General features: G+C 43.9%; 24 protein-coding genes and 1 pseudogene. 10 read left to right on the forward strand and 15 right to left on the reverse strand.

All coding sequences use genetic code 11. The features are described from left to right. Window positions 1-83: 83 nt before the first annotated feature. The 10 genes and pseudogenes from JC525_RS12975 to JC525_RS13020 all read left to right on the forward strand — a co-directional run bounded on the left by JC525_RS12975 (window position 84) and on the right by JC525_RS13020 (window position 8,748). Window positions 84-848: a helix-turn-helix transcriptional regulator gene (locus JC525_RS12975; RefSeq protein WP_052806655.1), complete on the forward strand. Its 765-nt coding sequence runs from the start codon at window positions 84-86 to the stop codon at window positions 846-848. A gap of 76 nt (window positions 849-924) precedes the next feature. Then, window positions 925-1,767 (forward strand): sterol desaturase family protein, encoded by an 843-nt coding sequence (locus JC525_RS12980; RefSeq protein WP_198816218.1) that lies wholly within the window; start codon window positions 925-927, stop codon window positions 1,765-1,767. 170 nt (window positions 1,768-1,937) lie between these two features. Then, window positions 1,938-2,390: a hypothetical protein gene (locus JC525_RS12985; protein ID WP_198816219.1), complete on the forward strand. Its 453-nt coding sequence runs from the start codon at window positions 1,938-1,940 to the stop codon at window positions 2,388-2,390. Window positions 2,391-2,426: 36 nt separating this feature from the next. Then, complete coding sequence (locus JC525_RS12990; protein ID WP_198816220.1) at window positions 2,427-3,734, forward strand: APC family permease; 1,308 nt, start codon at window positions 2,427-2,429, stop codon at window positions 3,732-3,734. A 324-nt stretch (window positions 3,735-4,058) separates the two neighbouring features. Then, entirely contained in the window at window positions 4,059-4,442 is a 384-nt protein-coding gene (locus tag JC525_RS12995; RefSeq protein ID WP_044447478.1) for a hypothetical protein, read from the forward strand. Window positions 4,443-4,539: 97 nt separating this feature from the next. Further along, on the forward strand, window positions 4,540-6,339 hold the full coding sequence (locus tag JC525_RS13000; RefSeq protein WP_126873349.1) for a copper resistance system multicopper oxidase: 1,800 nt from the start codon (window positions 4,540-4,542) through the stop codon (window positions 6,337-6,339). Between the two features lie 11 nt (window positions 6,340-6,350). Next, complete coding sequence (locus tag JC525_RS13005) at window positions 6,351-7,097, forward strand: copper resistance protein B (RefSeq protein WP_071980010.1); 747 nt, start codon at window positions 6,351-6,353, stop codon at window positions 7,095-7,097. A 23-nt stretch (window positions 7,098-7,120) separates the two neighbouring features. Beyond that, on the forward strand, window positions 7,121-7,531 hold the full coding sequence (locus JC525_RS20145) for an ion channel (protein ID WP_269822357.1): 411 nt from the start codon (window positions 7,121-7,123) through the stop codon (window positions 7,529-7,531). 22 nt (window positions 7,532-7,553) lie between these two features. Next, window positions 7,554-7,956: pseudogene (locus tag JC525_RS13015) on the forward strand (DUF305 domain-containing protein). Between the two features lie 39 nt (window positions 7,957-7,995). Continuing rightward, window positions 7,996-8,748 carry a MauE/DoxX family redox-associated membrane protein gene (locus JC525_RS13020; protein ID WP_044447467.1) on the forward strand — a complete coding sequence of 251 codons (753 nt, stop codon included), beginning with the start codon at window positions 7,996-7,998 and terminating at the stop codon, window positions 8,746-8,748. Between the two features lie 131 nt (window positions 8,749-8,879). Here JC525_RS13020 and JC525_RS13025 read toward each other — a convergent pair whose 3' ends face one another. The 15 genes from JC525_RS13025 to JC525_RS13095 all read right to left on the reverse strand — a co-directional run bounded on the left by JC525_RS13025 (window position 8,880) and on the right by JC525_RS13095 (window position 20,822). Next, on the reverse strand, window positions 8,880-9,044 hold the full coding sequence (locus JC525_RS13025; protein ID WP_044447465.1) for a hypothetical protein: 165 nt from the start codon (window positions 9,042-9,044) through the stop codon (window positions 8,880-8,882). Further along, window positions 9,038-9,634 carry a hypothetical protein gene (locus JC525_RS13030; protein ID WP_233095184.1) on the reverse strand — a complete coding sequence of 199 codons (597 nt, stop codon included), beginning with the start codon at window positions 9,632-9,634 and terminating at the stop codon, window positions 9,038-9,040. The genes JC525_RS13025 and JC525_RS13030 overlap by 7 nt, the downstream gene beginning before the upstream one ends. A gap of 71 nt (window positions 9,635-9,705) precedes the next feature. Further along, entirely contained in the window at window positions 9,706-10,077 is a 372-nt protein-coding gene (locus tag JC525_RS13035; RefSeq protein ID WP_044447462.1) for a hypothetical protein, read from the reverse strand. A gap of 49 nt (window positions 10,078-10,126) precedes the next feature. Continuing rightward, window positions 10,127-10,579, reverse strand: coding sequence for a hypothetical protein (locus tag JC525_RS13040; RefSeq protein WP_044447461.1), 453 nt, complete (start codon window positions 10,577-10,579; stop codon window positions 10,127-10,129). 10 nt (window positions 10,580-10,589) lie between these two features. Continuing rightward, complete coding sequence (locus JC525_RS13045) at window positions 10,590-11,243, reverse strand: methyltransferase family protein (protein ID WP_198816222.1); 654 nt, start codon at window positions 11,241-11,243, stop codon at window positions 10,590-10,592. Next, window positions 11,233-11,556 carry a DUF2933 domain-containing protein gene (locus JC525_RS13050; RefSeq protein ID WP_013755268.1) on the reverse strand — a complete coding sequence of 108 codons (324 nt, stop codon included), beginning with the start codon at window positions 11,554-11,556 and terminating at the stop codon, window positions 11,233-11,235. The genes JC525_RS13045 and JC525_RS13050 overlap by 11 nt, the downstream gene beginning before the upstream one ends. Before the next feature lie 46 nt (window positions 11,557-11,602). Continuing rightward, window positions 11,603-11,956 carry a cupredoxin domain-containing protein gene (locus JC525_RS13055; RefSeq protein WP_044447459.1) on the reverse strand — a complete coding sequence of 118 codons (354 nt, stop codon included), beginning with the start codon at window positions 11,954-11,956 and terminating at the stop codon, window positions 11,603-11,605. Between the two features lie 12 nt (window positions 11,957-11,968). Further along, on the reverse strand, window positions 11,969-14,317 hold the full coding sequence (locus JC525_RS13060) for a heavy metal translocating P-type ATPase (RefSeq protein ID WP_196897009.1): 2,349 nt from the start codon (window positions 14,315-14,317) through the stop codon (window positions 11,969-11,971). A gap of 24 nt (window positions 14,318-14,341) precedes the next feature. Continuing rightward, complete coding sequence (locus JC525_RS13065; protein ID WP_044447457.1) at window positions 14,342-14,752, reverse strand: MerR family transcriptional regulator; 411 nt, start codon at window positions 14,750-14,752, stop codon at window positions 14,342-14,344. Between the two features lie 204 nt (window positions 14,753-14,956). Continuing rightward, on the reverse strand, window positions 14,957-15,241 hold the full coding sequence (locus tag JC525_RS13070) for a Kae1-like domain-containing protein (protein WP_044447453.1): 285 nt from the start codon (window positions 15,239-15,241) through the stop codon (window positions 14,957-14,959). Window positions 15,242-15,257: 16 nt separating this feature from the next. Further along, the gene (locus tag JC525_RS13075) at window positions 15,258-16,481 is read right to left on the reverse strand and encodes a hypothetical protein (RefSeq protein WP_013755283.1); all 1,224 of its coding nucleotides are present in this window, start codon (window positions 16,479-16,481) and stop codon (window positions 15,258-15,260) included. A 12-nt stretch (window positions 16,482-16,493) separates the two neighbouring features. Next, window positions 16,494-17,288 carry a multiheme c-type cytochrome gene (locus JC525_RS13080; protein ID WP_198816223.1) on the reverse strand — a complete coding sequence of 265 codons (795 nt, stop codon included), beginning with the start codon at window positions 17,286-17,288 and terminating at the stop codon, window positions 16,494-16,496. Then, window positions 17,285-18,043: a hypothetical protein gene (locus JC525_RS13085; protein WP_013755285.1), complete on the reverse strand. Its 759-nt coding sequence runs from the start codon at window positions 18,041-18,043 to the stop codon at window positions 17,285-17,287. The genes JC525_RS13080 and JC525_RS13085 overlap by 4 nt, the downstream gene beginning before the upstream one ends. Then, a complete protein-coding gene (locus tag JC525_RS13090) occupies window positions 18,043-19,980 on the reverse strand; it encodes a 2Fe-2S iron-sulfur cluster-binding protein (protein WP_198816224.1) in 1,938 nt (645 codons plus the stop codon). The genes JC525_RS13085 and JC525_RS13090 overlap by 1 nt, the downstream gene beginning before the upstream one ends. Beyond that, on the reverse strand, window positions 19,977-20,822 hold the full coding sequence (locus tag JC525_RS13095) for a hypothetical protein (protein ID WP_198816225.1): 846 nt from the start codon (window positions 20,820-20,822) through the stop codon (window positions 19,977-19,979). The genes JC525_RS13090 and JC525_RS13095 overlap by 4 nt, the downstream gene beginning before the upstream one ends. Between the last annotated feature and the right edge of the window lie 27 nt (window positions 20,823-20,849).

The raw sequence follows: 20,849 nt of genomic DNA on the forward strand, positions 1-20,849 counted from the left end.
TGTATCTATCGGCTAACATTCGTCATGTGTATAGATTTGTGAAGCAAAAAATACTAGCCTGAACTTTTGATAATGAGTCAGCCATGCATATTCATTTGTGGCCCTACAAAGCGATTTACATCGGAGTCAGTCCTGATAATGATGTTCATGCACATCATGCAGTCCAAATTTGCATTGGTTTAGACAGAGACATCTCGGTTCAAGATTACAAGGCACAAAGTATTCACACCGGACAATGTATTGTGATTTTCGAAGATGTCCCTCACAAGCTTTTTGCGCAGGATGATCAAATTGTAGTCATCTATTTAGAGCCTGAGGATAGGCATAACCAACAATTTCTCACTGCCTTGCGTCAAACCAGGAGTGATGGAATTAATACTCTGCCGCTTACTGGTAAAGAATTGGGATACATTTCTAAGCATCTATTTACTGACGTCGATATCGACAAAGTGTGGAAAACAGTAAATAAAGCGGTAGGGCTAGTCTACAGTCCTGCGCTTTCATCGCGCCCAGAGGATAAACGGGTACGAGCGGTCATCGACATTATTGCTTCGCAGCGAGGTTGTGCAATCGATATGGCGTTTTTATCATCGAAGGTTTTCTTGTCCCCAAGTCGTCTCACACATCTTTTTAAGCAAGAAGTGGGTATACCTATTAGTCGTTTTATTGTCTGGTGGCGTGTGCGCGCCGCAATAGAACAACTGAGTAAGTCAGCAACATTGACTGAGGCTGCCCATGCTTCGGGTTTTTCTGACTTACCTCATATGAGTAAAACGTTTAAACAGCTGTTTGGATTTGCACCTTCCTCGTTATTCAAACCGCACACCATTAAAATTCACAGTAATTAGCCGTTTGATACAAGCCGAATCAAGTTTGACTAGGGAATAATATACGCATCAATAAAAACGCGAATGTGTAAATACTATGAGAACGTTGGTCCAATGGATGTTCAGTCCATTATTTTTTTTAAGCTTTATCTTTGTTGCAACCAGTATTTCCCAAAACACAAGATCTCCAGCTTGGCTTATACCCCTGCTTTTATTCGCCATCGTCGTATCTTTTGCAGCTGAGAAATGGCTACCATATGAAAAAGCATGGAATAGACCGCAGGGCGATTTCGGGCGAGATATAGTGCATGCCATTGTTAATGAAGGCTCTTTGGCACTCACGGTCGCGTTTATCCCAATTATGACCGCGATAGTGCCCCACTTCAGTATTTGGCCACACCATTGGCCACTACTAGTGCAACTTGGCTTTGCCATCATTGTCGCTGACTTTGGGATAACGATGGCACATTATTTTAGTCATAAATACAAAGTGCTTTGGCGCTTACACGCGGTTCATCATAGCGTTGAACGAATGTACGGGTTCAATGGATTGTTAAAGCATCCCCTTCACCAAGCGATTGAACTAAATGCAGGTACACTCCCATTACTTTTGATAGGTATGCCCTTAGAAATAGGCGCATTGTTAGGGTTTAGTGCTGCCATACAATTGCTGTTGCAACACTCTAACGTTGATATGCGGCTTGGCCCGCTAAAATATGTTTGGGCTGTTGCTCCAGGTCACCGACATCATCACTTAAAAGACGGTACCAAAGGTGACGTTAATTTTGGGTTGTTTACGCATCTATGGGATCACCTCCTTGGCACTTTCGTCACCAATTCTAATGAACGACCCTCACCATGTGATGGCGAGCTAGGAATTGGTAGTCAACCTAATTACCCACAAAATTATATCTCGCAGCTTTTTCAGCCTTTTAAGTGAAAGATTTAGCTTTTGGTTTTCTAATCAGCTGCTCGACAATTGCTGCTCCAGAATATTATTCATGAGGAATATTACAAACATGTAATCAACCAGTAATAGCAGCGTCATGAGTTAATTACTTATGTTCGGTATCCTAACTTAGCAGTTATCGTTATTTCGAGGAAAAACAAATGCAAATTGAGCAATTCAGTGACATTTTAGAGTGGACAGCTAATTACCATCAGGCTCTCGCTGAACAACTGCATTGCTGTTGTAAGAAGACAGATTTGAACAAACTTGTACTCGATTATCTCGCAATGCATGAAAACCACCTAAGTAAGCTGATCTTAGCCTTCAAAAACTTAGGTAAAACCGGAGAATTGGATACTTATTTTGTTGAGTACATAAACGATAAGCCTGACATACCTTTACTGTGTCCGCCTAACCTAGATGATTGCACTACTTATGAACAGGTCATAGAGCACGTTATGAAACGCCATCAACAAATTATCGAATTATTTTCGTATCTAAGGAAGCAAATGGTCGTTGGGCATCAAATAGAACTACTTGATTCTATTTTAGAAACCGAACAACAAGAGATTAAAATAATGGCACATGGTATTAACCGAGCGCACGAATTATAAGCCTTTCATTGGATTCATAAACTATGGAGTGAGGTTGTGAGGAAGCACCAACACAAGTCAAATTACAAAGAAGGAAGTCTCAGTCTTATTGGCGCGGTTGCAATGGGTACAGGTGTCATGATCGGTGCAGGTATCTTTGCTTTGACCGGACAAGTGGCTGAATTGGCCCGCGAGTGGTTCCCATTAGCCTTTATCATAGCGGCAATGATCACATCAGCAAGCGCGTATTCCTACGTGAAGTTATCCAATGCTTATCCTTCTGCAGGAGGGATTGCCATGTTTTTACAAAAAGCTTATGGCAAGGGGACTGCCACTGCGGTTTTTGCATTACTCATGTACTTTTCAATGGTAATTAATGAAAGCTTAGTTGCGCGGACATTTGGTCAATATACCGTACAAATAATTTATACAAAACCCAACGATTGGTTTGTCCCAGCGTTAGGTGTAGCAGTATTGATCTTTGCCTTTTTCATAAACATTATGAGTAATAAGGCTATCCAATCTATTTCATTTGTAATGGGAATCGCCAAAGCTTTAGGATTGGCGGTATTAGCGTCTGGAGGAATATATGCGGCCCAAAGAGGAGTTGTTGACACTTTTGTTCAAACGACCGACGCTTCGATTGTTGACTTTCTGGGGGCCGTCGCGCTAGCCGTATTGGCATTTAAAGGCTTTACTACAATAACAAATAGTGGCGGTGAAATCGAAAATCCACGTAAAAACGTGGGTCGCGCAATAGTCATTTCAATTGCGATTTGTATTTTCATATACCTATTAGTTGCCGCAGCAGTTGGAACAAACCTATCAATCCAGGAGATCGTCGCAGCGCGCGATTATGCATTGGCAGAAGCAGCAAAACCAGCCTTCGGACAATATGGACTTTGGATAACAGTCGGTTTTGCGATAATTGCTACCGTGTCAGGCGTCATCGCAAGTGTATTCGCTGTATCGCGTATGTTAGCGATGCTAACTGACATGGAGCTTGTACCACACAGCCATTTTGGTATGCCAGGAAATATCCAAAAACACACGCTGGTATATACAATAGTCCTTGCTATGACGTTAACGATATTTTTTGATTTAAGCAGAATCGCTTCTTTGGGTGTGATTTTCTATCTGCTGATGGATATTGCGATTCACTGGGGCGTACTAAACTACCTGCGTAAAGAAATTTCTGCCAACCGGTTTATACTGTTAACCGCCATTACATTAGATTTAATTGTACTGATAGCTTTCATCGTCGTTAAGGTGAAAACGGATAGCATCGTAATTTGGACGTCATTAGCGGGCTTGTTTCTGATAATTACCGCAGAGAAGCTTTATCTTAGCCGCAAAAGAAAATGATTTTACTGTTATATAGATAGGTAACTGAGGTCTGCATAACTCTTTTTCCACATTCTGATTTTAGTAGAAGTAATCTCACACTAAATTGTAATCCGTACTTTCCGGCGAATGAAAATCGTTACTTTATTCAGCTCATTGATTGATAATTGTAACAGCAATATCACGTATTAAAGAACTTATGGCACAAATATTGGGTTGTCTTAGGTAAACCGTAAATACATACTAAGCAAACGGCATAAGCCATCTGACTCTGTAAATGTTATGCGCGGATAGGTCATTTTTACACTGTGTCGAATTGCAGCTATTAAAGGATTGTAAATTTAGATGACTCACGACGACCACACGACAATAGCTTTAAGTACACTTATCAAGTGCTTGATGCTTATTGCAAGTGTGACTTATGGTTCATCTGTATTGGGTTGCGAAAGTGAAGGTACTGGCAACATCTCATCCATGAAGGGAACACCGGAAATTGAACAAGCAAAGCTGCATGTTCAAATGCACATTGAAGATAATGTTGATGAGAGCTGTCATGAGGAGTGCTGTACAGAATCTTGCGATTGTTCTCATGGAAATTGTTTTACAATTTGGCTACTGACCGGCAATTATCACTACAAAATTAAGTCATTTGATTATGTTTTCTCATTATTCGAAGGTGATTTACTACGGTCTCCTCCTTCTAGATTGCTTAGACCCCCAATAGCATAAGCCCGTTCTAGTTTTAACTACGAAAACTCGGTACATGCTCGGTCCGTTTTAACGTAAGCATGTGTCTGAATCTATCCATCAAATTAGAGAACAATTTATGTTAAACAAATTAAATAAAGATAGGCGCAGATTCGTTAAGTCTGCCGCTTTGACATTAGGTGGGACAGCGCTTTTACGTCAAATTTCACCAGCCTGGGCTAATCCAGAGGGCTTATCTCATGCTGGGCAAGAGTTAAAACCAAGTTTTGGAAACAACGTTGTCAGCGGGGAAAACATCAATATGATGATTAGCAGGCAGCACAAGCGTATTGCAAGCGCAGCTGGCCTACCAATTACAATTAATGGTTCGTCACCGGGCCCGTTAGTGCGTCTAAAAGAAGGTCAGCATGTCACTATAAATGTAACTAACAACTTGCTTGAAAGTACGTCAATCCACTGGCACGGATTGATACTCCCTTACACGATGGACGGTGTACCTGGCGTATCGTTTCCCGGTATCGCCGCTGGCAGTACCTTTACCTATGAATTCGATATTGAACAAAACGGTACATATTGGTACCACAGTCATTCAGGTCTTCAGGAGCAGCTTGGGCACCTTGGCCCCATGGTTATTGAACCAAAAGATGGCGACATCGGTGCAGATCGGGAGCACACCATTATTCTCAGCGACTGGACCTTTGAAGACCCTCACGATGTTTTCCGTCACCTTAAAGTTGCTGAGGGCTATTATAATTATCAGCAGCGTACAGTCGAAAACACGATTAAAGATATAAAGAGCCAAGGACTGATCAATACGGTCAAAGAACGAGCAATGTGGTCTCGTATGCGCATGAACCCAAGAGACATACTCGATGTAACCGGCGCGACCTATACATACCTGATGAACGGCCGTGACCCGCAAACAAACTGGACTGCATTGTACAAACCCGGAGAAAGCATACGCCTTAGGCTTATTAACGGGTCAGCAATGACCTATTTTGATTTCCAAGTTCCAGGGTTGGATCTGACAGTTGTTGCAGTAGATGGTCAGCCTGTTAAGCCAGTAACAGTAGGTGAAATACGGATAGCTGTTGCAGAGACCTATGATGTCATCGTAAAACCCAAAGATACTAAAACCTATACCATTTTTGCACAAAGCATGGACAGAAGTGGCTATGCCAGAGGCACATTGGCAACATCTGTCGGCAAAGAAGCAAGTATCCCGGCACTTCGCCCAATGCCTGAATTAGGTATGGACGCTATGGGGATGTCGGGAATGGCTGACATGGATTCAATGGACGCTACGAACAACAAGGAGACTTATGGTGGCCAAGAAAATCACGGTCCTAATCATTCGATGGCAGCGATGCAAAACAAGGTAGTTCCTGTGGATGGAATTCCTATTAAGCACTCACCGGACGGCCACGGACCAGGTGCGTCTATGATTGCCAAAAACCCGGTCAGCCGACTAGACGACCCTGGAATAGGGTTTGATGGACTTTCTCACAAGGTACTTGTTTATTCAGACCTTACAGGTGCCAAGCAGTGGCCAGATAACCGTGAACCAACACAAACCATCGAACTGCATTTGACCGGTAACATGGAAAGATACATGTGGTCTTTTGATGGCAAAAAATTCACTGAAGTGGATAAGCCCGTTCATTTCAAGTACGGGGAACGCGTGCGCCTTATTCTTGTCAATGATTCGATGATGTATCACCCCATCCATCTTCACGGTATGTGGATGGAGCTAGAAAATGGTAACTCCCCTTCCCCCCGTAAACACACGATCAGTCTCAAACCGAGCGAAAAAGTCTCTTTACTGATCAGCGCTGACGCACCCGGAAATTGGGCATTTCATTGTCACCTTCTATATCACATGGACGCTGGTATGTTCCGCGTTGTAAACGTTTCTTAAGGGGTACCTTCATGAATTTACGAATTATATTTGGACTAATAATACTTACCGTAACACTTCGTAGTGTCGCACAAGAAACACCTGAAAGCTGGCCATCGCCTGTCAAAGATACACTTAATGGTATTGTTCTATTTGACAGGCTAGAAGTAGCGCGCAACAACCGTGAGGAGAACATCGCGGTTTGGGATATGATCGCATGGTATGGAGGCGACACGTACCGTCTTTATTTTAAAAGTGAAGGTGAAAATAAACAAAACGATGGGGAGCCAACGGATATTGAAAGAGCTGAACTGCTTGCTAGTCGCTTAATTGCACCTTTTTGGGAAATTCAGGTTGGAATTGGTGCCCGTGGCGAATTGACGAGTGACAGTAATATGGAAAATTATGCTGTAGTTAGCCTTTTTGGAATGGCTCCCTATCAATTTGAAGTAGATAGTTCACTTATTATTAACGAAGACGGTGATGTCAGTGTTTCAATGGAAGCCGAGTATGACTATCGCATGTCACAAACCTCATATTTGCAACCGCGAATATCACTGTCTGCTTCACTTTCTGAGTCAGAACGGTTTGATAGACCTTCTGGGTTTAATTCAATTCGTGTTGGCTTACGCTATCGAATGGAGGTCTCACGGGAATTTGCCCCGTATATTGGTGCTTATTGGTCTAGAGCCTTGGGAGCGTCAGCGGATAATCTACGTGGCATAGGCGATCCTGTTCATGAAACGGGTGTGGTTCTCGGTGCCCGTGTGTGGTTCTAATGCCTGAATTATCCCAACAGTTTATGGCGATACTAATTCAGTTGTCAGTCGCATTATTAGCAATTACCGCAAGTGCAATTAGCCATTACCGCATATTGCAGTACTTGACGAAATTCATAGCCCGCCTTCGTAATGGAGCACGCGGTTTAATTGTACTTTTTTGTGGGATTACAGCGTCTCAATTGCTAGCAGCTCTGTGGTTCACGTTTGCTTTTAAAGTGTCCATAGCAATGGGTCTAGGGAACTTAAAGGGTGGCAGCTTAAACCAGTTTATTGAGCTTTTCTACTTTTCGCTAATCAACTTGACTACGCTTGGGCTAGGCCAGATTGAAGCGACTTCTCATTTGAGATTTCTTGCTGGAATAGAAGCAATGACTGGCTTTTTACTCGTGAGCTGTTCGGCCTCAGTTTTAATTAAATACATGAAACATTAATCTAGAATTCAAGGAATTAAACATGACTAAATATACTAAATTTTTCGTGATGATACTTACCTCTACCGCCTTTATGTTGGTTATGATGTACTTAAATTCATATTCAATTGAACACGTTTTCTTTAGCGAGACTCGCTTATACATGGCTATCTACATGGGGGCGATGATGGCGGTCATCATGCTGCTATTTATGCTGAATATGTATGAAAGCAATGATACCTCATCACTCTATTGCGATCTTAACCAGTGAGCGTGCAAATATTGATGATGTCCGAGTTCAAAAATTGGCCGAAGAAATTATAAACGCGCAAGAGCGTGAGATTAAGGAAATGAAATGGTTAATCTCAGATATCAACAATAATGGCATCGTGGCCTCAGCGAATGAAGCAACTCAGCGCCCAGTCCCCGACTTTAGTAAAAAGTAACGATTATCTTTTATTATTATTTTATACCGGATAGCAAACATGAGTAAATCTGCAACGTTATACAGAATGCATACGAAGGAACATATTTGCCCCTATGGCTTGCGTTCTAAAGACCTGTTAGAAAGAAAAGGTTATAAAATCGACGATCATAAACTTAGCTCTCGTGAAGAAACGGATAAATTTAAGGGTAAACATGGCGTTGAAACAACACCTCAAACATTTATTAATGACAACCGTATTGGGGGATATGACGAGCTAAGGGAATTTTTTGATATGGGAGAAGCGGGGCAGACTGGCACAACCTACACGCCGGTTATTGCCATTTTTGCGACCGCATTTCTAATGGCGTTAGGTATTGTATTCGCGCACGCCGGCACAATTGGGTCACTTTCGACCGTTCCAGTCATCGAAGTCTTTGTTGCACTTAGTATGTCGATTCTTGCGATTCAAAAATTACGCGATTTATATGGCTTTACTAATTCTTTTATTACTTATGATTTACTAGCGATGCGCAGTGTGCGATACGGTTACGTTTATCCATTTGCGGAAGCGTTCGCTGGGATTGGTATGCTTGCCGGAATATCAGGCTATGTCGTTGGCCCCGTATCTCTCTTTATTGGAACCATTGGTGCAGTATCGGTATTTAAAGCTGTTTACGTAGATAAACGCGAGTTGAAATGCGCTTGCGTCGGCGGAGACAGTAATGTTCCCCTCGGTTTTGTTTCGCTTACTGAAAATTTGTTTATGATTGGTGCTGGAATTTGGATGCTTTATCAAGCAATTGGAGCTTAAACATTGGGTGTTGCTCTAACACCTATTGATGAAGCCACAATCACTTTCCAAATTGCTCTAAAATACTTTATGCGCCTATTTGCCCGCAATGGGCAAATAGGCGCTTCCAGCGGTCAAAACTTGCCACGTTTTTAATCGTCACTCTTTGTCGAGAATGCTTTGAAAGCTTTTTCTAGCGAATCTTCAAACTTCTCTTTGTTACAACCCCCGTCTTCACTTTGTTTGGTTTCGTTGTCTGTTGGTTTAATGGCTTGATTTGGCGTGTTCGTGACTTGGAGTAAATCGGTATTTAGCATACTGGAAACCCTTCTGTTCGCGTTGATCTCATTAAAAACTGGTGTGCCGGATAACACACATTATCTAAAGCAAATAACAGGCCAAATTTCCATGTCAACAAATGTTTTGGGTTAACCCGAATGACAGACAGTAAACTGCACTGAGAACGAATGCTTTCTATGTAGCTATTCAGGGCGTCGTCTACCGACGCTATGTCACGAAAACATATATCAATCGCTTTATCTACATGTGGACGAGATTGGATACTTGCAATAACCTGATCTTTATCACCACACATCATAAGCAAACGGATAGCCTCTTCCAAGACGAGCATATGGCAACCTTCCATTGCTAATACACCGTTATGTTGCATTCGGTTAACCGCCTTTAAAGCTCGTTTATCACCCGTAAAAAGGTTTGATGGTTTGTTTTCTTGAGCGCCAAACGTGAGAATAAGATCTCCTGCGTCAAGGTGAGGGGTACGAAGTTGTGCAATAACATCAAGGGCTTGCTCGTCGGAGATTGTGACAGGTTCGCTGTGAGATACAAAATAAAGAATACTTTGTATGTGCGCCGGTTCGAATCCCATTTCATTCTTACTATGATCCACAGTGCTAATATCCTGTTTTAATTAGTGCTGATTGGTGAAGTCCAACACAAAGTTGCTCGATTCGCGCTACACTATTTCTGTCTATTGCTTTGCCCGGGTGGGACACGATGGCAGCTCCAGGGTTTATGTTTCGCATTTTCACGAATGTTTTCGTCAACGAATTGGTAGTAGCCTTCTTTCATCTTTGTCCAAAAATCATCAGAAATGTCTGCACCGTGTGCACGAATGATTGTCTCAATGCCATCTAAATTGCAGTGGGTCGCGTCATAGCCGATATGCAAAGTGTTTTTGGCTTCTTCAAATGAAACGGCATCAATACCAAAGGTCCCATCAATTTCAGCAACAATTGCTAATAAATTACCGTCGGTAATGCCGGTTAACTTCAAATGCCGTACCACTAAATTAGCCTCAGAAACGCCCACTCTGTGATCTAAATCGCTCATACTTTTCTCCTATAAATTAATTTCCTACGCAGTTATGTCAGTCACGTCTCTAATTACTTAAAACGCTATTGGCATTAACCACTTGCTGCATTAACGATCGTAAAACTGTCATTCTTTGTTCTATTAACAACAAATGTTCATCTATCGAGTTCCCCATCACAACAATGTCGCTTGCTGATATGCCGCTTTCGATAAGAACAAGACTTCTTTGCAGGCCTTTTCTATATGTCTCTTTTAATCGTATCTTTTGTTCAGTATTAGATTCACTTTGGATCCTCTTCTCAATACTCGTTAAGTAGGTATCCATCATCTTCATATGCTCAACAATCAACGTTTGCCTCTCAGAAACGTCATTGATCCGTTGGATGCGTTGCATTAATGCATCCATGACGCGCTCGTTACTGCGTAACATCTCATCGGCACTCATGGATGTCTGAGCACTCGTAAAGGTAGCGGATAAAACGCCTGCGACAAACAATATTGAAACTAATGCTTTCTTCATTTTGAAATCCTTACACGGGGCTTGAAACGTTTGAATTGAGAAATCGTGGGAACCAACCTGGCGTGGCTTGCTTATATTGCCTATAGGTATCACCAAACTCAGTTTCGGCGTGCTGCTCTTCGCGTTTGGCCAGTCGAACATAGACAACAATGAGAATGGGAAACATGAGCAAAGTGGGTAGTGTTGGCCATTGCAGTAAAAAGCCAAACATGATCACAATGAAGGCAACATATTGGGGATGCCGACAACGTGCGTACCAACCGCTGGTCGCTAAGCTGCTCGTTTTTTGCGCGTGATGCAGGACATTCCACGAAGCAGATAAAACAAAGAATCCTAAAACGATGAGAACATTACTCAAGATGTGCAGTACATCCCAATGCGCATCGCCAGATAACCCCAACAGTGTATGCCACAAGTGACCATTTTCGTGACTTAAAAAATCTACGCCTGGGTAACTTTCGGCTAACCAACCGGACAAAAAATAGATGGTAAGCGGGAAACCATACATTTCAGTAAATAACGCAACGATAAAAGCGGAAAATACGCCTAAGCTTCGCCAGTCTGTTTTTGACTTCGGCTTGACGAAACTAAACGCAAAAAAGATAAATATTGCGGAGTTAATGATGACTAACGGCCAAAGCCCATAATCTGATTCACCGTGCATTGTCGCTCTCCGTTTTACGTCTTTCCTTGCGTGCCTGCTCTAACCCTTCGATATAACCTTGTCTGTATTGATCATTGTCTTCGGTTTGCTCTTTAAATGTTTGCTCGTCGTTAGTATGTGTCTCATGCCCTTTACCATGACTTCCGTGCATAAAGATATGCATCACTGGGCATAGCAGCAGGATCAAGTAAGGTAGATAAGGGAAAACATGTTCACCATGCTCGACAAACAAGAAATAGCTTGCCGCCGCTATAAGTCCGATGGCGGACCAACCACTGGGGGTGCGCCAAAAAGGTAATTTTTGTTTATTCACAATACACCTCGCTTTTGTGTCGTTTAAGTTTTCAGAAAACCGTAAATCACTTGATCACCAAAGTGCCACGGTACATTTGCATCTGACAATGAAACGGATAGCGACCTGCCTTTTTGGGGGGAATAGTGACCATCACACGCTTGTTAAGCACTAATGTTTCACTGATCTCCAACTCGGGTATTAGTAGTGTTTCCGCACAGGGGGTCGCATCTTCTCTATAGAACATCAGTTGTACAGACTCATTCGCGGGCACTGTGATATTGGCAGGTTGATATACGCCATCTTTCACGCGGACTTCGATGCTGCCGTCTCGTACTTCAGTTGACTTTGTTTGGTAAAGCCAAAACCACCATACAATAAGCCCAATCACGACTAACCCTATCAAATTAATCCACATCATCTTTAGGTTCTCCTAGTGCTCTTTAGCTTTGAATAAACGTAATCGATTCGCGTTGGTCACTACCGTTAACGACGAGAATGCCATCGCTGCACCGGCAATTACTGGGCTTAGTAGTAAGCCTAAAAATGGATAAAAAACACCTGCAGCAAATGGGATCCCCGCGACGTTATAGATAAATGCTCCGAAGAGATTCTGCTTTATGTTTCTCAGCGTTGCCTTACTCACTGCAATCGCATCCGCTAACCCATGTAAGGAGCCTCGCATCAACGTGATATCTGCACTTTCTATTGCGACATCAGTGCCTGTTCCGATAGCAAATCCGACGTTGGCATGGGCTAAGGCGGGCGCATCATTGATCCCATCGCCGGTCATTCCGACGATTTCACCCTCACGTTGAAGTTCGAGCACTTTGTTTGCTTTATCTTCTGGCATCACTTCAGCAACGTAATCAACAATCCCCGCCTTTCGAGCAACGGCTTTTGCAGTCATACGATTGTCCCCCGTCAACATCACCACACGTATTCCGTTGTGCTGTAGGCGGTTAATCGCATCTATTGAGTCTGATTTTATGGGATCGGCAACAGCAATGACGGCAACTAATTTTGAATCAATCGCGAAATACATTGGGGTTTTAGCCTCTGCGGCCAGCCTCTGCGCTTTATCAACGTAATGATGAAGTTCTATTGATTTTTCTTTCATCAATTTTTCATTGCCAAATAGCAAACGCTGAGAATTCAGTGTTGCCGCTACGCCCTTCCCTGCAATGGACTCAAAATCAGTCACCGAGTGGATCGGCACACCTGTCTCTTTCGCTGATTCAACGATCGCCATTGCGAGTGGGTGTTCGGAACCCGACTCCAGGCTTGCAGCTAACGAAAGCACGTCATCTTGATTGTGATCTGACGCAATAACAACGTCGGTAACTTTAGGCGCCCCCTCTGTTATGGTGCCGGTCTTATCTAATACCATTGTGGTAATTTTCGAAGCAGATTGCAGCGCTTCACCGTTGCGGATAAGTACGCCTGCTTCAGCCGCCTTGCCAACCCCCACCATGACCGACATCGGCGTGGCTAAACCTAATGCGCAAGGACATGCAATAATCAGTACCGTAGTTGCTGACACGATTGCGAAGGCAACCTCGGGAGCCGGACCAAAATTGAGCCACGCTAGTGCGCTCATTACTGCAATGATCATAACAACTGGCACGAAATAGGCAGAAATAACATCTGCCAATCGACCAATAGGTGGTTTTGAATTTTGTGCACGTTTTACCATGTTGATGATCTGAGCTAGCGCGGTGTCTTTTCCCACGCGTTCTGCCCGAAAGACGATAGAGCCTGATTTGTTGATGGTACCGGCCACAACCTCATCGTCTTTTCGCTTCTCAATTGGCATGGGCTCACCCGTTAGCATTGATTCATCAATACTGGTTTGGCCCTCGACGACTACACCATCCACAGAAATGCGTTCTCCGGGTCGAACCCGGATAAGATCATTGAGCAAAACATCTTCAATAGGAATATCAATATCATCGCCATCTCGGATGACACGTGCAGTCTTGGCTTGCAAGCCTATCAGCCTTTTAATGGCCTCTGAGGTTTTACCGCGTGCTTTGATCTCAAGGGCCAGGCCTAAATTAATTAGGCCGATGATCATAGCGGTTGCCTCAAAATAAACATGTCGTGCCATTTCAGGGACATAGCCCGGGAAGAACACAACTGTCATCGAGTACAACCAGGCGGTTCCTGTACCCAAGGCTATCAAAGTATCCATATTGGCCGAATGATTTTTAAACGAATTCCATGCACCCACATAAAAATGCCGACCAGAGAACACCATGACACCTAATGTCATGAGCCCAATAATCAACCATACAATTCGCTCCGTGGTCGTGTTGACGCTCATTTCCCCGGTTACCAAACCATAGATCATGAGCGGTACTCCAAGCGACAATGCGATGACCATATGTCGCATTAGCTTTTTATAATAAGCCCAATCCGCTTGCTCTTTTTCTTCAATGGCAGCCTCATCAGAATCGGCATTTGCCAGCGTTGCGTTATACCCAGCTTCTTCTACCGCACCAACCAGTTCGCTTGGTGAGGCATTACCATTGATAAGCACTGTACGCTGTGCAAAATTCATTTCTGCGCCGGTGACGCCTGCGACTTGTTTTAAGGCTGTTTCAATTTTAGTGACGCAACTGGCACAACTCGCCCCTTGAATATTAAGTTGTATCTCGCCTGCTTCGGAAGACACCTGTCTGGTCTGCGTTTTAGTGTCAACCGCTTCGTTCGCAGTTGATGTTTTATCGCCGCCACTACAACACCCATGTGCTTTCGCACTGTCTGTTTTAGAATTCATGAACCACTCCCTATTTAAACCTTGTTATGACTTAAGCGCTGTGAAACCTTCAATTAAATGGCATATCGTATCGGCCGTTGGAGGTTGATCGGGTTTGTTTTGCCACTCTGAAGTGGCTAAGCGCATGCGCTCTCTAAGTTCATGCATGTCCTGATACCGCTGTTCAGTCTCTTTCAACCTCTTTTCAATAAGACGCCTTACCGTTGGACACGGCGCATTGGTTTGTGAAGATGTAACTAGGATCTCTTTAATATCATTGACCGAAAAACCTAAGGCGCGCGCACTTAAAATGAACCGCAGTCGCGTCACATCCGCCGGCCGATAATACTTGTATCCATTGTGGGATTTATTTGGGACCAAAAGTCCAATGCGCGTATAATAGCGCACGGTATCAACGCTAATATCTAGTGCATCTGCTATTTGTTTTACCCGCATTTTAAACCCCCTTCTTTATCAACATAGTTGTGCTGCTACAACACGCCTTTAATCCTATGTTTTACTCTAACCTTCATACGATAAACCTGTGAGCCGCTCACAGGTCAACACCTGAACCTTCAACAGATCCGTGGAAGTGGCTCATCTTCAAGCTCACTCATGAAGCGTCTTCCTCCCATTGGCGTAATTTACGCTCTATGCCTTTCATGATGATCTCCTTGAGCAATATTCGTGAATTTGCCCGACACTTATTGCTGCATCGTTTAAAGGTAAACAGCTTGGGATAACAACAGGAATGTCTGATTGTGCAAAACGTTCAGCTAGGCCATCGCATAAAATGCGGTTTTGGAAGACGCCTCCGGCCAAACCAATATGTTTGAAATCATACTTTTTGCGACAACGCTGGGTTAACTCCCACGCAGTTTCAATGAGTGATGCGTGAAAATTTGTGACGCGAACTGCTGGCGAACATGTTTTTGCGGATTGCATTAGCCTCTGTCCTCTATTAACTGTGCGGTGCTGGTATCGACCAGCCAATCACAAAGGATAAGGAAACAACAATCGCGCAAAGACCAAGCAATTGAAGCGATTTGAAGCGTTGTTCTTTGGGACGCAGTAGTACTAGCTTGAATGCGATGAGTGTTTGTATAAGGTAATACAGTGCAAATCCCTTTGACGCGAGATTAATGATTTCAAATACGTTGGATGACCAAACTAATATGCCTGCAATCGCGATGACAAGAACATAATAAAACTGAGGAGATATAGGTAAATGGAAGAGTTCTTTTAGCAAACCACCGCCACCGATAGTATCGGCTAATGCGGCACTTAACTGGCTTGCCGTCGCGGCCACAAGTAATAATATCGGCAATACCCAAATGGCTTGACCCAGGGTATAACTAATAGTTGTTTCATTCAGTTCGGTTATCGGAAAATCGAGAAAAATGGGACAGGTTAAACCAATAAAAACAACGTAAAGGAAAATGGCAATCCACTGGGCATATCGTCCCGCTTTAATACGCTGCTCTGCATTATAGCTATTGCCCATAAAACGCGTGGTTTCAAACCCTTGTGTCACCATAAGCATACCGGCAAGCATGCTAAGGGTTTCAAAATGGCTGAGGGATTGTATCGCCTCATGTTTAAACCACGCACTTTTTACTTGTATATCGTAAGTTGCTAGTGCTGTTAGTACACCAATAATAATCGCCAACTTAATTGTGACTGCGAATAACTCGATGGTTTCTAATCCTCTTGCACCGCGAAGCCAAGCGACCAACATAATGATGACAAGCAGCCCACTGGTAAACAATTTGATGAGCGTTGTATCGTCAATAGCCAAGCGGTCAAAGACAAACGCGGCAAACAAGCTAATGTAAAACGCCACAGAAATTGCGTATGCAGCACCGAGGGCCCATTGACTGGCTTTCTCAAGCGTTGCGATACTGCCTTGTGGATTGCGAGCAAGCTCAGGCTCTGCATGACGTATATTGAAGCGAATGACTGAACCCAACAAATATGCCAGAGTCGACAATAAAATAATGCCCAGTAGCGCCCATTTACCCATTACCGAATGCAACAGTGGTGCAATGATCAAAAAGCCACTGCCAATTATTGAAGCCAGTGGTGTTACTGTCGCTCGCCATTGGACAGATTGTCGTAGGCGAGGCAGAAACAATACTATTGCTACCAACAGTGAGGTTGCCAGCGCAATGGAATTTGTGATCACAGTTTCTCCCCCTTAATGATGCTTGTACCAGCCGGCACGCTTAATATCGTTCCAGGAAGTCGATTGATGACAGGCATAACACGCCTCCACTTTGGCTTTTGGCTCGCCAGCGACTTTGGCGGAAATCATTTTAAAATGTTGCATGTAGTGACTGGGCGGCGCTTCATGACATTGATTGCAATCACGAGATTGACTCGAGGGGTGAATAAACGTCGGCAGTGACCACTTGTCTGTACTGTGGCATTGCACGCAATCCTCTCCGAACAACGTAAAGTGGCGATCATCGTTGCTGTGGCACTGTGAACAATTCAATAATGCTTCTTTATCACTGACGTCGGGATGCACAAATAGGGGATCAGCCGTTTGCTTATTCGCTAGAACATTTTCTAAAAAAGCCATCGTGGCTGCGCCTTCGTCAAACGGCACGTTTGGGTTGGGGAGCATATTGAACCCAATATCGACCAATGCAATATGGTTCATCAGTGAAATCTTAGCATCCTCACCTTGATGCTCAGTATGACAACTAGCACATTCTGTTATGTCGGCGTGAAACGCAGTAGGTTGACGCGCGACGATATGCTTATCATTTGCATGACAGGCCACACACTTGTCGCGCTCAACGCCTTCTACTGGCGTGTGACAACTCAAGCAGTCATCCGCCAAAAACGCATGCGCTTTGCTCAGTGAACCAGGCTCTACCATTTGTTCCCATGGAATTTTTGAAAGATCCTCTGGTGTGTGAAAAAAATGGCTAACACCAAAGCCCGCTGCGACTAAGCCCAGAATGACTATTATCCACTTGATCATAACCAGCGTAGTCCAAAGTAAACTTCACTGAAAATGTGAAAGAACAATACGCCATAGAGCGTTATCGAAATCACGATATGAAATTTCAACCAACGAGCAAACCAAGTTTTCGCAGTGTCGTGAATCAGAATGCTGTATTCAACATCAGAAATTGCATCGATAATAGATAGAACCTTACTCTCTTGTCGAAACAGCTTACTTTGCGCTGAAGTAGGTACACTTAAAGCAATGTATGGAATGTGTCTCGCTGATGTTTGGGCGAAAGTCGAATATCTTACGTCGCAGACCGCGTCTTTTAGCGATTGTTTGGCGCTTGAAAGTGCACCTTGGAGTTCGGTCACTTGACGCTTTTTCTCTTTCACATTTGAGGAAATAAGTCCTAGTACATACCGACCAACAAACCCACTGATCACAACGACCATCATAAAGATGATGATGGAGACTCCAGTAGCACTATCAAAACGATGGGCGCTATGGATGAGTGCAAGAATAGGTCCCAATACTCCAGCATAAATATGAATGCGCAGTAGCGTAGGCATGGCTATTTGCTTGGTCACGACTTTCTTAAGTGCTTTGTTGCGTTTAATGATCATGTAAAGCAACGGAATAAACATCAATACCAGCGCAGTCAAACCAACGACAAATCCAGCAAAGCTGCCAGGGAATGCTGGGTCACGGTGCCACACAAACCCTAGCCAAAGTAAGATCATTAAGACCACCAAGCTGCCTACAATGGTTCGTTCTTGACTATTCACTATGCTTCCACCTCCACATCAGTTTTAGGGATGGCTTGACAGGCTAAAATATAACCACTGACCCTATCTTCTGGCTCCAACCCATCATCAACCTCCATATCAACATCGCCGCGCAGTAATTTCACTTTGCAACTGCCGCAAGAGCCTGCCCGGCACGAATTCTCAATATCAACATCAAGTCCATCAGCAACGTCCAATACGGTTTCATCTGTGCCGGCTTGTGCCTGTGCATTTGATAAACTAAATCGCACTTGGCGCGTATTGTTTACAGGCGTGTTTGGGGCGACCTCCGTTTTAGTGGCCGTTTTCTTCGGACTCGCACCACCGAAAGCTTCTGTTTTAATATTCGCTTCAGGCATACCCAATTCAGATAAAATATCCTTGGTTGCATCCATCATTGCCGGCGGCCCACAAATGTGTGCTGTTTTTAATGCTATGTCCGGCACGAATTCATTTATCAATGCCGATGAAAAACGCCCCTGAGGTCCCATCCAAGATGTGCCATCCGCCTGTGTCATACTGACGAGTACTTTCAACCTTGGGTGACGTGCTTGTAGATATTTTAATTCCTGTTCAAAAATAAAATCGTTAGACGTTCGCGTACAAAACAGAAAATAAATGTCACCGTCCCAGCACGTCGTGGTTAAATAACGTACCGCGCTCATCATGGGCGTGATCCCAACCCCCCCTGAAATCAATACAACGCTACTTGCATCTTGACCATTGAAGTAAAACTTGCCGCCAGGCGCTTTAATTGAAAGCGTATCTCCCACATTTACGACGTCATGCATATGACGAGAAACAACACCGAATTCCTCGCGTTTGATGGTGACTTCAAAGTAATACTGCTCAGTGGGTGATGATGCGATGGTGTAAGACCGCTTCACCGGTTTTTCAACACCATCAATCGTGAGCGTAAAAGTCACAAATTGTCCAGGTTCAAAACTAAATGGGATGACTTGACCATCGGCGCTGGCAAGTCGAAACGTTTTAACATCATGGGTCTCATGAAAAATACCGGTGACTTGCATACTGCCACTATAGACACCTTTACGCGGTGACATAGTCGTAGAAGGTAATACATGCGCTGTAGCGGGTATTAAAACAGCGTCAGTCCCTACAGGTGCGTTAGTAGGTATCTCGTTAGGTGATGTTTGCTTAGTGGGCGCAGAAGCGCTTGCGGTCTCAGTGGACCTAAGCTCTTCTAGCAATGCGGCAGCTCTGCGCATTTTAAATCCATAAACATACACCATGACGACAGTGAAGATCAGCAGAACAAGCATCACTGCAGTATGAAACGGCGTCATGCCAAATAGTGTTGAGGAATCATTCACTGGTGAACTGGGTAGCAAATTCATTTGCGATTTAAACCAGGTTAATGCCACTCTTCTGGGATCTTGCCCATCTTGTATTGCCCGTTTTGCCGCAAGACCACTATCAAAATGCGCGATCCCTTCTTTAACGGTCTCAACAGCTACTTGCATTTGGGTATAGTCATCAACGGCTGCGGCACGGGCGAGCGATTCAAACCCGGTAGTCAGTTGTTCACTTCCTTGTTGCATACGCGCCGACGCTTTGCCTAAGATACTATCTCTTTGTTCCGGCGTGGTTGATTGCATCCGCATTAAAGTTGGATAGAGATCTTTAGGTTTAGGCGCTCCCATTTTCTCCATCATTTTATCCATGCCTTTTGCCATACCTGGCCCCATCATTGCGTTGGCATTGCCCGGCTGACCTTTAACTTGGTTGGCTAAAGACGGAGAATCTGTGCTTGCCGCAACAATCGGCCCATTCGCTGCCTCAGGATGATGACTGGCATGCTCACTATCCTCAGTCTGTTGCTGTGCGTGCGCATTTATAATCACGAAAAAAAGAACGACGTTTAGAATGACACAATAGCGGTGAATGATTGATGCGCGTTTACTCCCCCTAGTCATGACGCATCCTTTTGTTCAGCCGCCCATAGCGCATTTATTTTCGCAATCTGCGGGGGTGTTAATACTGTGACGGCTTTCCCCACCGAAGCAATAAACTGTAGGCGTAGGGTGCTGTTTATGGCCTCTATTTCACTAATGGTGTCTTTAATATTGTCGTATTGAGGCAATCCTTGGGCTGTCAATTCCCACAATAATGCCTCTAATGCACTACGCTGCTGCGCAAGGCTTTTTTGGGAAGACTCCCACTCAGATTGAATCGATAACAACGTTTGATACTGCGTATCTGTTAGTTCTAATGTTGTTGTGTGGTTTAAGAAAAAGGCTTGTTCACCAAGGTGGTAAATATGAGGTGCACTACTCGCACCTGGCAAGCTTATCGTTGATGAAGGTTTGGATATCTCCGGTGTATTTTGTTCAGGAGGCATACCCATCATCGAACTATTTTTCATCATCATCTTACACATCATCCCCATGCAAGACTTTTCGTTCATTGTCATCTTCTTTTTCCCTTTTCCCATTCCCATCTTCATCTTGCTCGTCGCTTTGGGGGGCGTAGATGATTCGTTGAGTTGAGGGCTGGCATCGCTTTGTTTAACGCCGATATTGCTTTTTGATCGCGCTGCCAGTGAGTTGTCTAATGAGCGCAAAGCTGATTGGATCTTTGCAAAGTCAGCCGGTGCTAACTCGGGCGCAGTGTCTGAAGATTGTGTTTCTTGAGATTTTTCTTTCGAACTAGTTTGTTGTGTTATCGCTGAACACGCGGTTGTGAATAAGACACTAGATAATACCAGACTCACAATAGCCGCTAAACGGTAGGTTTGGTGACACTCTCTAATCTTCACAACGGCATGCTCCTATTCAAAAATATC

Source organism: Alteromonas sp. IB21 (assembly GCF_016405965.1).
Lineage (GTDB): Bacteria > Pseudomonadota > Gammaproteobacteria > Enterobacterales > Alteromonadaceae > Alteromonas.